Genomic DNA, 12,093 nt, shown 5'->3' on the forward strand with positions numbered 1-12,093 from the left:
CTAAAAATTAGGCTTTGAAAGAGAAAGGATTACATAAATTAAGTGGATTCCCTAAAAACAAAATGGGGAAGATATTGGGATATGATAACGACCATCTTAAAATGCCCAATAAAATTATTGAAATGGGACTTCTTCCGGAGACTCTTTTCAGAATTTTGTATCAGGCACCGTTCAGCGGGCCAATGTATGTAGAATTTGGGGCAGAAAAAAGCCGGATTGCTCTTCGTGAGGAAGAAGGAGATTACATCATTGTTGAAGAATTGAATTAATGCAGGAAAACAAGAAAAAACAGATACTTTTAGTCGGAAATCCTAATGTAGGAAAGTCAACGGTTTTCAATACGCTTTGCAACAAAAAGCAGAAAACCGGAAACTACGCCGGCGTTACCGTTGCAAGTCATTCGGGGAAATATATTTACAAAAACGAAGAAGTAGAGGTTATCGACCTTCCTGGTTCTTACAGTGTATACCCGAGTTCAGAAGATGAGGCTATTTTTTCCAAATATCTTATTGATGAGCAGAAAAACTATGCAGGAGTTGTTTATATTCTTGAAGCATTAAGTTTAAAAAGAGGGCTGCTGCTGTTTCAGCAGATTCAGGATCTCGGAATTCCAACGATTCTGATAGTCAATCAGATTGATCAGGCAGAAAGAAGGGGAATCACCATAGATATTCAAAAATTTTCCGAAGCATTGGGGATAAAAATTATTCAGACCAATGCCAAAGAACAGATCGGGATTGACGCAGTAAGAGAAGCTGTTTATAACAACGAATTTGTAAAAACAGATCAACTTTCTTTTGAAACACCGGGCGAGCATAGAGACTTTATTCAGAAACTGGCAGCACATAAAGGTTTCGATAACGAATATAAAGCGTGGATGAGCCTTTCATTGGGAACTGATCTTGGAAGAATCGGCGGAGTAATGGAACAGCTCAATGAACCTGATTCTAAAAGTTTGGTCCCTAAAAGATTACAGGTTCAGGAAACCGTTAGAAGATATCAGAACGTAGACAAAATACTGGCTGATGTCATTTCTAAAAAAACTCAGTTCAAAGAATTATTAACCGAAAAGCTGGATAAAGTTTTAGTTCATAAATTCTGGGGCTATGTAGTCTTTTTAGCAATTCTGCTGGTTATTTTCCAAAGTGTTTTCTTTCTCGCGGAATACCCGATGAACTGGATCGAAGAGACCTTCTCATGGCTGGCAGCGTTTACAAGCGAACATCTTCCGGAAGGACCAATTAATTCATTGATTTCAAACGGAATTGTTCCCGGAATTGGAGGAATTGTGGTTTTTGCACCACAGATCGGAATTCTCTTGTATTTCCTTTATTTATTAGAGGATTCAGGATATATGGCAAGAGTCGTATTCCTGATGGACAGATTGCTTCGTCCTTTCGGGCTTAACGGAAAAAGTATCGTTCCCCTTGTATCAGGAACTGCCTGTGCTATTCCGGCCGTAATTTCTACAAGAAATATTGAAAACGTAAAAGAAAGATTGCTTACGATATTGGTAACACCGTTTATGACTTGTTCTGCGAGGCTTCCTGTGTACAGCATCATTATCGGACTGATTATCTCAGAAGGAACATTTTTAGGAATTAAATACAAAGCACTGGTCCTTATGGGAATGTATCTCCTTGGATTTTTAGTCGCTTTATTCTCTGCAGCAATCTTAAAACGATTTATTAAAAGTAAAGGAAAAACGTATCTTGTAATGGATCTTCCAGCTTACAAAAAGCCACTTTTCGGATATGACTTTAAAATGGTTTTAGGAAAAGTATGGGACTTCATTACCGGAGCCGGAAAAATAATTTTCATCGTAAGTATCATCATCTGGTTTTTAAGCTATTTCGGGCCAAGCCAGAAAACAAACGAATTTGTAGCGACTGATGTTCATCTTGATCATTCTTACCTTGCTAAGATGGGTAAAGGAATAGAACCTGTAATTGCTCCGCTTGGTTACGACTGGAAAATGGGGGTCGGAATCCTTACCAGTTTCGTAGCAAGAGAAGTTTTTGTAGGAACAATGTCTACCCTTTATAGTTTGGAAGATGATGCTCCCGAAGTGAAAGTAATAGATAAAATGAGAAGAGATGTAAAACCCAACGGAGAAAAAGTCTTCAGTTTTGCTACGGGAATCTCGGTTCTTCTTTTCTACGCATTTGCAATGCAGTGTGTTTCCACACTTGCAGTAGTCTACAGAGAAACCAAAAGCTGGAAATGGACCAGCTTTCAGGTAGTTATGATGACAGGTTTGGCATATTTTGTGTCGATGATAGTATATCAGATTTTAAAGTAATGGACTCATCATTAATCATTCAGTACGTACTTATTGTATTAATTGTAGCATTCGCCTGTTACTCTTTATTTAAAGTACTTAAAAAGAATTTCGCGCCAAAGAAATTCAGTTCCAAAAGAACCAACTGCGATAAGGATTGCGGCTGTTCTTAATATTGGGTTTACCGGATAATTGAAAAAAATGTAGTAATTTCATTTTCTAATGTAAATTATTCGATTTGAATTTTTTAAAGGCAGTATTATTCGTATTATTTTCTTTATCAGCTCTTCAGGTAAAAGCACAGTCAGATACCGCAAATACCAAGTCTTATGCAGACCAGGTGATGATTCGTGTGAACCTTGATACCAACATCGAAAGCTATGTTTTTTCAGAAGGAGAAGGGAAGAATACCAACGAGACAATTCTGTCCATCAACAATAAAACGAAAACTTCCTTTTCCATCGATTATAGAATAATAAGTGCAACAATATCTTTTGCGCCCCGGTTTTTAGATGGAAATAATGATGATGAAATGAAAGGGAAAAGCTCTTATACCGATTTAAGTTTCAGGTTTTTTCCGGGAAGATTCATTCAGAATGTCTATTATAAAAATGTAAAAGGCTTCTATGTGGAAAACATGAAAGATCTGTCCCCCGAATGGCAGGAAAGAATAGATCCCTACATTCAGTTTCCCGATTTAAGAGTACAGACTTTTGGTGGATCTACATCTTATATTCTCAATAAGAATTTTTCAGCAAGAAGTATCTATACACAAGGAGAATGGCAAAGGAAAAGCAGTGGAAGCTGGATACCCTTTCTGGATTATGATCTTACCGTTTTCAGAAACACAATTAACGAGGTAAAAAGCAAAGAAACACAATATAATATTGGCGGGAATATAGGATATTTCTACAATTGGGTCATTGGAAAAAATGTCAATATCTCTCCTTATCTGGCTGTCGGGGTCGGAGGAAAATTTTCCAGTTACAGAGAGCTTGATAACGGATCAATAAAACAAGATGCCCAATATGCCACTATAAGAATGCAGGGAGGTCTTCATATAGGTTATAATACCGACCGGTTTCTGTTCGGGGGGAAAATGAATTTTAAAAATTATGCCTACGATCAGAAAAATAATCAAACCGTAGAGAATAATAACCTTTATGGGCTGTTATACATAGGGTATCGTTTTGCACCACCGAAAGTTGTGAAAAATACCTATAATAAAGTCCAAAAAAAGATTCCGGTTCTATAAGTTGAAGGGTCTTTTAAGTATCTTTGCGTTGGAAAATTCAGTAAGAACAAAATAAATTAAAAAAACATCATGTCATTAATAAAATCTATTTCCGGAATTCGCGGAACCATTGGTGGTAAAGTAAATGATAACTTAACACCACTGGATGTGGTAAAATTCGCATCCGCATTCGGAACCTGGCTTCAGAATAATAAAAACAAAAAAGATCTTACCCTTATCATCGGAAGAGATGCCAGAATTTCCGGCCAGATGGTTTCTTCTTTAGTTACAGCTACATTGCAGGGATTAGGGATTAATGTGGTAGACCTGGGTCTTTCTACAACACCCACAGTAGAAGTAATGGTTCCTGAACTGAATGCAGACGGAGGAATCATTCTTACAGCTTCTCATAACCCTAAACAATGGAACGCTCTTAAACTCTTAAACGAAAAAGGAGAATTCATCAGTGGTGAAAACGGAGCTGAAGTACTGGCTTTGGCGGAAAGTGAAGATTTCAATTATGCAGAAGTGGACGATCTTGGAAAATATGAAACAAGAGACGATGCTTTTGATATCCATATTCAGCAGATTCTGGATTTACCGATGGTAGACGTGGAAGCAATCAAAGCAAAGAATTTTAAAGTAGTTCTTGATGCCGTAAACTCTACAGGAGGGATTGCTATTCCAATGCTTTTAGATAAATTAGGTTGTGAAACCATCAAATTATATTGTGAACCTACAGGACATTTCCCACACAATCCTGAACCCTTGAAAGAACATTTGGGAGATATCTGTAATCTTGTGAAAAAAGAAAATGCAGATTTAGGAATCGTTGTAGATCCTGATGTAGACAGATTAGCTCTTATTGATGAAAAAGGAGAAATGTTCGGGGAAGAATACACCCTGGTAGCCGTTGCAGATTACCTGTTGAAAAATGAAAATGGAGTAGCAATCTCCAACCTTTCTTCAAGCCGTGCATTGAGAGATGTAGCACAAACCCACAATTCAGAATACTTTGCTAGTGCTGTAGGAGAAGTAAATGTTGTTACTTTGATGAAAGAGAAAAATGCTGTCATCGGAGGAGAAGGAAACGGAGGAATTATCTACCCGGAATTGCATTACGGAAGAGATTCTTTAGTAGGTGTAGCATTATTCTTAACGCATTTAGCCAAAGAAAACAAGACCGTTTCTGAATTAAGAGCTGGATATCCAGCCTATTTTATGGGTAAAAAGAAAATAGAGCTTACGCCGGAGATTGACGTAGATGCGATCTTAAGCAAAATGGAGCAGGAATACAAGAATGAAGAAGTTTCCACAGTAGATGGTGTAAAAATAGACTTTGAAAACAACTGGGTTCACCTTAGAAAATCCAATACAGAGCCTATCATCAGAATTTATACTGAAGCTAAATCTCAGGAAGAAGCAGATCAGTTAGGAGATGATATTATTGCTAAAATCAAGAGTTTAGTCTAATAAATACAGGAAGAGCGGACAAACAGTCCGTTCTTTTTTTATACCAGAAATGTTTGAACATATTAAAAACAGATTTCCTTTCCCTAAAGAAAAGTGGAGAAAATTTCTGGGCAGCTTCCAGCGTATGGATGTTCCTGCCAAGACTTTGCTTTTAAAAGAAGGTGAAGTTTCCTGCAATGCCTATTATCTTGAAAAAGGCATGGTAAGAGCCTGGTATAATAATGACGGAAAAGATGTTACCTTTCAGTTTTTCCCTGAGAACACAATGTTTTCCTCTCTTGAAAGCTTTAAAAAAGGTTTGCCAAGTATGGTTTCATTTGAGACCATAGAACCCTGTATTTTATACAAAATTAATAAACCTGATGTGGACGCTTTTCTGGAAGAAGTCTACGAAAACCCTGAACTCAGAAATCTTTTTATGGATGCTCTTTTTGAAAGGGTATTCGATTATATGAAACACTTCTTTTCATTTATTAAAGATACTCCGCAACAACGATATTTGAACCTGGTTAAACAAAAACCCGAGATTATCAAAAGAGTTCCACAACATTATATTGCATCCTATCTCGGAATTACTACCGTACATCTCAGCAGGATCAAAAGCAAAATATTGAAAGATGGACTTTAAGAGGTTGGAAAATGGAAATCAGAAGCTTAAAAAGAACTGCATAAATTCAGACTCATCTTAAACGCTAAACTCGCAAAGAATAATATGCATTGTTGAAAATGCTCGCAAAGGCGTTCCACTAAGCAAGGGTCGCTATTCTTTGCTGAACGAAGTGCCCTTGCGAACAAAAATAATATACAATATCCTGTTCCCTAGCGTCCTCCGCAAAATTCACTTAATTTTTTAACGCAACGTCCGCAAAGAATAATCTTTATTATTGAAAATGCTCGCAAAGGCGTTCCACTAAGCAAGGATCGCTATTCTTTGCTGAACGAAGTGCCCTTGCGAACAAAAATAATATACAATATCCTGTTCCCTAGCGTCCTCCGCAAAATTCACTTAATTTTTTAACGCAACGTCCGCAAAGAATAATCTTTATTATTGAAAATGCTGGCAAAGGCGTTCCACTAAGCAATGGTCGCTATTCTTTGCTGAACGAAGTGCCCTTGCGAACAAATAATAATAACAATATTATGTTTCCTAGCGACCGCAGCGTTTCAACTCTATTACTGGATTTATAAACTCCCAGCCTCCCACTTCCTGCTTCCTTTCCAAAAACTCATAACAAATGTTATCGCTTTACAGCCTTCTCCCCTCCTAATTTTGTATAAAAATTAAAAGAATGAAAGCAGCCGTAGTATTTGAAAAAGGAAGCACTCCTCAATATGCAGATTTCCCGGAACCTGAAGTACAGGAAAATGAAATTTTGATTTCAGTAAAAGCCGCATCGATTAAAAATCTCGACAGAGCGAGGGCAGGAGGAAATCATTACTCAACTGAAAATCAGGAACACCAGCCGACGGTTATCGGGACAGATGGAGCAGGATACCTTGAAAACGGAAGTAAGGTTTATTTTTTCAGCAAAAAAGGAACAGTCGCTGAAAAAGCTGCAGCCGATAAAAAGATGATCATTCCAATTCCTGATGAACTGGATTTTTCTCTGGCTGCTGCATTACCAAATGCAGTGATGGGATCAGCAATGGCACTAAAATTCAAGGCAGGAATACAGCAGGGCAACACCGTTCTGATCAACGGGGCAACAGGAATTACAGGCAGAATTGCTGTTCAGATCGCCAGATTATATGGAGCACAGAAGATTATTGTTACCGGAAGAAATGAAGAGTCTCTGCAGTCTTTACTTGAGCTGGGGGCTGATGAGGTCGTTTCTCTAAAACTGGAGGACAATGCTTTTAAACAAAAAATAAAAGACATTCATAAGGAAACTCCGGTGGATATTATCATAGATTATATCTGGGGACACTCTGTAGAAATGATCTTGTCTGCTTTTAAAGGAGACGGAACCTTTTCCCATAAGACAAAGCTTGTAACGATAGGAGGAATGAGCGGAGATACCATTCAGCTGTCTTCCCAGATCCTCAGAGGTACAGATATTCAGATTTCAGGATCAGGATTGGGAAGCTGGACAAAAGAAGAATCGGCCCTTCTTTTTTCAGAAATTATCCCGGAAATGTTTCAGGCAGCCGTAGAAGGAAAAATTAAAATGGAAACTCAGGACGTTGATATAAAAAATATCGAAGCTGTATGGAATGCTGAGTTACAAAGCGGAAAACGCCTTGTTGTAAGAATTTAACCACAATCTCCGTTTTTTTATCCACAATCCTTTTATCGGTTTTCTTTTTTTACTATTTTTATAATAGAAATTAATGAAATGGAAAATTCAAAAAAAAGTTGCAACTTTGCATAAATATTTGAATATCAGTTTCAGATGTATTATTAACTAAACGTTTGCCGAGGTTTGTAAGCAAATTCAAGCGTTGGGCCGACAAAGAGGACACTATTGGAAGAGTATTTTGGAAATGAACTTGTAAAAAAGTTCGAAGAAATGATGGAAAACAATGAAGAATTCTACTTTGATACAGAAGAGTTAGAAGACATTATTGTTTATTATTTGGAGCTTGGTGATTTTAATTACGCTGACATGGCTGTTAATTATGGACTAAAGCTTCACCCTAATTCGTTGGATATCAAGATCAAAAAACTTGAGATCCTTCTGGAGTGGGAAGAGTATAATACGGCGAAAGAACTTATTGACGAACTGAAAGGCGCTTCTATGGAGAATACAGACTTTTTGGTTTGTTATGCCAAGTATTATTCGAACTTAGGAAATCCCAGAAAATCCATTGAAATCTGCAAAAAAGCTTTAACATTAGAGGAAGAAGAAAACTTTCTCCACAACTTTATTGCGGATGAATATGTGAATCTCGGAGATCCTTTTAACGCTCTTAAACATTACAGAAAAGCACTGAAGGAGGATCCTATGGATGAATATTCACTGGAAAACTGTATGGTGTGCTTCAGTGACCTGAATAAGAGTGAGGAGGCTATTGCCTTTCTTAATGAATATTTAGACGAATTTTCTTATTCTGAAACCGCCTGGTTTGAATACGGACAATTCTATTTCAACAGAAAAAATTATGATGAAGCGATAAGAGGCTACGACTATTTACTGGCAATCAACTCAAACTCTGTAGGAGTATATGCCAATAAAGCAGCCTGTTATGAAGCTTTGGGACAATACCAGAAAGCCATCGAAACGTATGAAGAGATGCTGGAGCTGGAATACACAAAGGCATTTACTTTTTATAAGATCGGATTATGCAATAAGGCCTTGAAACAGCCTATTTTAGCTTTAAATGCATTCCAGAAATCTTTAAGAGAAGACCCTCAGTTTTATCTTGCGATGATGGAACAGTCTTATCTTTACGAAGAAATGGGCGGAATGTCTGAAGCATTGCATTTTGCCAAAGAAGCGACCCAGTTGAATGAAAACAATCTGGATTACCAGAAAAGACTGGCGTTTTTATTCATCGATTCAGGGAAGTTTGAAGAAAGTCTTTCCTGTCTTAAAAAACTGGTGGATGCAGAGCCTTCAAGGTTCTACAACTGGTATGCCTATTCGGAAGTTTTGATGTTGGTAGGAGAGTATGAAGACGCGGTAACTGTGCTGAACAGAGCGATTAAAAAGCATTACAGAGCAGAGTTGTTTTATCAGCTGAGCAATTGTTTTTACAATCTGAAAGACCAGGATAAAGGAATGGAATCTCTTCAAAAAGCATTGGAACTTGATCCTTCTTTAGCTAAGGATATGCAGAAAAAATATCCTTTCATTAAAGACGAAGTGAAGAAGGTAAAAGCCAGTAAAGTGAAGAAAAAGAACTAGAGTAATCTAAAATAAGAGAAAAACCTGCAGAAATGCAGGTTTTTTTTATTGATAATTGTATTCGTAGAAAAATTTGTCCGGAGCACTGGTGTTTGCATTTCCGTTCATATCAAGAGATTGTCTGCTCTCTTCTGATGGATAACCGGCAGTATTAAAAGTAGTTGTATACTTGTGAGACGTCGTTCCGGTTGCTATTCCTCCTCCAGCTGTAGTATTGGAAAACTCTCCTTTGTAAGTGCTTAAGCTGTTCTTAATATTCGAAAATAGCATACTTATCCCATCACTGCTCTCATTTCCGTTGAATATGATTTTGTCAAAACCTTTTACATTTTTGAAAGGATAATTTTTATCAGTATAGGTATACGTCTCTTTTTCCGTATAATTAACTGTATTTCCATTGACGGTTCCGGTTCCTGAGCCTACGCTGCTTACCATATTTCCATTGCTGTAAGTAAAAACACTGTTAATGGTAGAGGATCCTCCAACGCCTGAATTGGTCTGTCTTTTTACATTGATTTCGGTATTACTGGTATAATTATAAGTAAATGTAACCGTATTCTGTACAGTTCCGGTAGTGGAGTATTCCTTTATGACAGCTGAAGCCATGCGTCCATTAGAATATCCATATTCTACAGTACTTTCAAGGACATTATTTTCGTAATGTTTAATCCCGGAAACATAATCATCGGTATAAGAGAACTCCACTCTTTGTCCGTAATTAATGTTGTTAATCATACTGATGATTTTAGTGCCGTTGTAATTGATTTTCATTACAATACCATCCATAGTCATCTTCGTGGGAAGAATTACGTTTTGATTAGACGGATCACTGTTATCAAAAGGGGTATCATCAGAGCTATAGCATGAAATTGCAGATAAGGCCAAAGAACCAAAAAGTAGAAGTTTTTTCATAGTTATAAGTTAAATCATCCAAATATAATTTAATTTATAATATGATTTTACTTTTTTGGATTGGTTCTTAAAAAGATGAGCCCGGCAATTATAATTCCAGCTCCAATAAATTGTAAATAAGTGAGTTGCTCACCATCTATTATGCCCCAGATAATAGCCACAATAGGCATCACTAAAGTCACCGTGGAAGCAAAAAGGGGAGATGAAACTTTCAGCAAACGATAATTCATCATCATGGCCAGCCCGGTTCCGAAAACAGATAACAGACTGACAAACATGAGCCCCATCAGATTATCCTTCGAAAAACTGAATTCCGAAAAGAATCCTGTACCTGTAAGAGCAATAATGGAAGGCAGCAACAAAACAAAAGAGAATACAAAAGCAGATAAAACGGTGGAAGATACCTCCATCAGCTTTGATTTTACAGTCGTTGTACTCAATGCATAGCACAGAGTAGCCAATAAAAGCAACAGAATCGGAATCATTTTCAAATCTCCGCTGTCTCCACCACCAAACGCCAGAATACAGACTCCAGTGAAGCTTATTAACGTGCCCACAATCTGTTTTTTTGTTGTTTCAAACTTCCAGACCAAAGCTCCAACAATAATCACGAAAATGGGCATCATGGAGTTGATAATCCCTGCAATACTACTGCTTATTTCCGTTTCAGCGATCGGAAACAGAAACATCGGAATGAAATTCCCGGTAAAAGCAGCCAGAATTAACCATTTTAAATGCTTTTTAGGGAAAAGTTTGTAATTGGAGATAGCCACCGGAAGCAGAATAATGCCGGCAATAAGAACTCTTAAAGACCCAACCTGAAACGGATTGAAGTGCTCCAGCGATTTTTTGATCAAAATAAAGGATGATCCCCAGATAATACTCAGGATAACCAGAAGAACCCATTTTTCTTTATCTGCGTTCATTATTTTCGTGTAAGATTTTTAGAAATTCTTTTTTGGGAATCATTTTTGCTCCCAGACTCTCCAGATGTTCGGTATGAGATTGACAATCAATTAATTCAAGATTATCTTTATGGCTTTCTACAAAGTGGATAAACCCAGCTTTAGAAGCATTGCTTACTTTTGCAAACATGCTTTCCCCACAGAAAACGTTTCCAATCTGCAGCCCATAAAAACCTCCTACAAGTTCTTCATTCTGCCACACCTCAATGCTTTTGGCCAAACCGTATTGATGCAGCTGGATAAAAGACTCCATCAGTTCATCAGAAAGCCACGTTCCTGACTGTCCCTTTCGGATAGCCTGCTGACAGTTTTTGATCACTTCTCTGAAGTTCTTATTCTCAGAGAAAGTAAAAACATCCCTGTTGAGTATCTTTCTCATGGATTTCGAAACCTTTAATTCTTCAGGAACAAGAACAAACCTTGGATCCGGACACCACCAAAGAATTTCTTCTCCGGGATTGTACCAGGGAAAAATACCCAGCTGGTAGGCAAACCATATACGTTCCACGGACAGGTCGCCGCCAAAAGCAACCACTCCCTCATGGCCATCATACAGCTCAGGGTCGGGAAATGAAATCTCGTTTTCGTCTAATCGGACCATTTTTAGAAAAAAAATCCCACTTCAAAAAGCAGGATTTATATTTGATCTTTTATTCTTTAATTAGAAAGGTAAATCATCATCGTCATCTCCGGCAAACGGATTCTCGTTAGAAACAGGAGAAGCAGATTGCTGAGGCGTTGCCTGAGTAGGTTCAGAACCATTGTCAAAAACTTTCTCTACTCTCCACCCTGTAATAGAGTTGAAGTATTTAGTTTCACCCTGCGGAGAAACCCATTCTCTACCTCTGATGTTGATTCCTACCTTTACGTTTTCTCCTTCCTTAAGGTTATCTAATAAACTGATTTTATCAGATAAAAATTCTATGTTTATCGGCTGTGGATACTGTTCCTGGGTCAAAATAACCATTTCTCTTTTTTGAAACCCGCTCGCAAATGTTTGAGCATCAAAAAGTTTCTTTACCGTTCCTTGTAATTCCATATCGTAAATATTAACGATGTAAAAGTATGAAAATGAAATGTAATAAAAGAAGGCATGAAAAAAAAATATGGAAATTTTATTTTTTTTTCCTGAAAAGTTTGGTAGTAAAGGAAATTGTCCTATATTTGCACTCACAAAAACGAAGCAAGCTCTTTAAAACTTACAATATAAAAAACCAGCGGATGTGGTGTAATTGGTAGCCACGCCAGACTTAGGATCTGGTGCCGTGAGGCGTGGGGGTTCGAGTCCCTTCATCCGCACTATGCGAAAATAGCTCAGCTGGTAGAGCACAACCTTGCCAAGGTTGGGGTCGCGGGTTCGAATCCCGTTTTTCGCTCCAC

General features: G+C 37.6%; 11 protein-coding genes and 2 tRNA genes. 9 read left to right on the forward strand and 4 right to left on the reverse strand.

The features are described 5' to 3' along the window. Positions 1 to 14 precede the first annotated feature (14 nt). The 7 genes from RAH34_RS09890 (at position 15) to RAH34_RS09920 (ending at position 8,836) form a co-directional block, all read left to right on the forward strand. Positions 15 to 269, forward strand: a complete 255-nt coding sequence (locus RAH34_RS09890) for a FeoA family protein (protein ID WP_114819586.1) — start codon at positions 15 to 17, stop codon at positions 267 to 269. After that, positions 269 to 2,302 carry a ferrous iron transport protein B gene (feoB, locus tag RAH34_RS09895; RefSeq protein ID WP_114819585.1) on the forward strand — a complete coding sequence of 678 codons (2,034 nt, stop codon included), beginning with the start codon at positions 269 to 271 and terminating at the stop codon, positions 2,300 to 2,302. Before RAH34_RS09890 ends, feoB begins: the two co-directional genes overlap by 1 nt. A 217-nt stretch (positions 2,303 to 2,519) precedes the next feature. Beyond that, the gene (locus RAH34_RS09900; protein WP_306596013.1) at positions 2,520 to 3,536 is read left to right on the forward strand and encodes a DUF4421 family protein; all 1,017 of its coding nucleotides are present in this window, start codon (positions 2,520 to 2,522) and stop codon (positions 3,534 to 3,536) included. Positions 3,537 to 3,605: 69 nt separating this feature from the next. After that, positions 3,606 to 4,988: a phosphoglucosamine mutase gene (gene glmM, locus RAH34_RS09905; protein ID WP_306596014.1), complete on the forward strand. Its 1,383-nt coding sequence runs from the start codon at positions 3,606 to 3,608 to the stop codon at positions 4,986 to 4,988. A 49-nt stretch (positions 4,989 to 5,037) separates the two neighbouring features. Continuing rightward, entirely contained in the window at positions 5,038 to 5,616 is a 579-nt protein-coding gene (locus RAH34_RS09910) for a Crp/Fnr family transcriptional regulator (RefSeq protein WP_306596015.1), read from the forward strand. A 661-nt stretch (positions 5,617 to 6,277) separates the two neighbouring features. Further along, positions 6,278 to 7,246, forward strand: a complete 969-nt coding sequence (locus RAH34_RS09915) for a zinc-binding alcohol dehydrogenase family protein (RefSeq protein WP_306596016.1) — start codon at positions 6,278 to 6,280, stop codon at positions 7,244 to 7,246. A 207-nt stretch (positions 7,247 to 7,453) separates the two neighbouring features. Next, on the forward strand, positions 7,454 to 8,836 hold the full coding sequence (locus tag RAH34_RS09920) for a tetratricopeptide repeat protein (protein WP_114819580.1): 1,383 nt from the start codon (positions 7,454 to 7,456) through the stop codon (positions 8,834 to 8,836). Between the two features lie 45 nt (positions 8,837 to 8,881). On the opposite strand, the gene RAH34_RS09925 is transcribed toward RAH34_RS09920, so the two are convergent. The 4 genes from RAH34_RS09925 to RAH34_RS09940 are packed head-to-tail and all read right to left on the reverse strand — an operon-like array spanning position 8,882 to position 11,752. Beyond that, positions 8,882 to 9,748: a hypothetical protein gene (locus RAH34_RS09925; protein ID WP_306596017.1), complete on the reverse strand. Its 867-nt coding sequence runs from the start codon at positions 9,746 to 9,748 to the stop codon at positions 8,882 to 8,884. 47 nt (positions 9,749 to 9,795) lie between these two features. Beyond that, positions 9,796 to 10,674, reverse strand: a complete 879-nt coding sequence (locus RAH34_RS09930) for a DMT family transporter (RefSeq protein ID WP_114819578.1) — start codon at positions 10,672 to 10,674, stop codon at positions 9,796 to 9,798. Continuing rightward, complete coding sequence (gene aat / locus RAH34_RS09935) at positions 10,661 to 11,314, reverse strand: leucyl/phenylalanyl-tRNA--protein transferase (RefSeq protein ID WP_114819577.1); 654 nt, start codon at positions 11,312 to 11,314, stop codon at positions 10,661 to 10,663. The genes RAH34_RS09930 and aat overlap by 14 nt, the downstream gene beginning before the upstream one ends. A 60-nt stretch (positions 11,315 to 11,374) precedes the next feature. Next, positions 11,375 to 11,752: a DUF3127 domain-containing protein gene (locus RAH34_RS09940; RefSeq protein WP_114819779.1), complete on the reverse strand. Its 378-nt coding sequence runs from the start codon at positions 11,750 to 11,752 to the stop codon at positions 11,375 to 11,377. 178 nt (positions 11,753 to 11,930) lie between these two features. Here RAH34_RS09940 and RAH34_RS09945 point away from each other — a divergent pair. Further along, positions 11,931 to 12,012: transfer RNA gene (locus RAH34_RS09945), tRNA-Leu, on the forward strand. Between the two features lie 4 nt (positions 12,013 to 12,016). After that, a tRNA-Gly gene (locus RAH34_RS09950) sits at positions 12,017 to 12,092 on the forward strand. Position 12,093 lies beyond the last annotated feature (1 nt).

Source organism: Chryseobacterium sp. WLY505 (genome assembly GCF_030846215.1).
Lineage (GTDB): Bacteria > Bacteroidota > Bacteroidia > Flavobacteriales > Weeksellaceae > Chryseobacterium.

Bases quoted from the DNA above. Each gene is read 5' to 3' on its own strand.
- RAH34_RS09925 (WP_306596017.1), bottom strand. From the start codon at position 9,748: ATGAAAAAACTTCTACTTTTTGGTTCTTTGGCCTTATCTGCAATTTCA.
- aat (WP_114819577.1), bottom strand. From the start codon at position 11,314: ATGGTCCGATTAGACGAAAACGAGATTTCATTTCCCGACCCTGAGCTG.
- RAH34_RS09910 (WP_306596015.1), top strand. From the start codon at position 5,038: ATGTTTGAACATATTAAAAACAGATTTCCTTTCCCTAAAGAAAAGTGG.
- RAH34_RS09940 (WP_114819779.1), bottom strand. From the start codon at position 11,752: ATGGAATTACAAGGAACGGTAAAGAAACTTTTTGATGCTCAAACATTT.
- RAH34_RS09930 (WP_114819578.1), bottom strand. From the start codon at position 10,674: ATGAACGCAGATAAAGAAAAATGGGTTCTTCTGGTTATCCTGAGTATT.
- glmM (WP_306596014.1), top strand. From the start codon at position 3,606: ATGTCATTAATAAAATCTATTTCCGGAATTCGCGGAACCATTGGTGGT.
- RAH34_RS09915 (WP_306596016.1), top strand. From the start codon at position 6,278: ATGAAAGCAGCCGTAGTATTTGAAAAAGGAAGCACTCCTCAATATGCA.
- feoB (WP_114819585.1), top strand. From the start codon at position 269: ATGCAGGAAAACAAGAAAAAACAGATACTTTTAGTCGGAAATCCTAAT.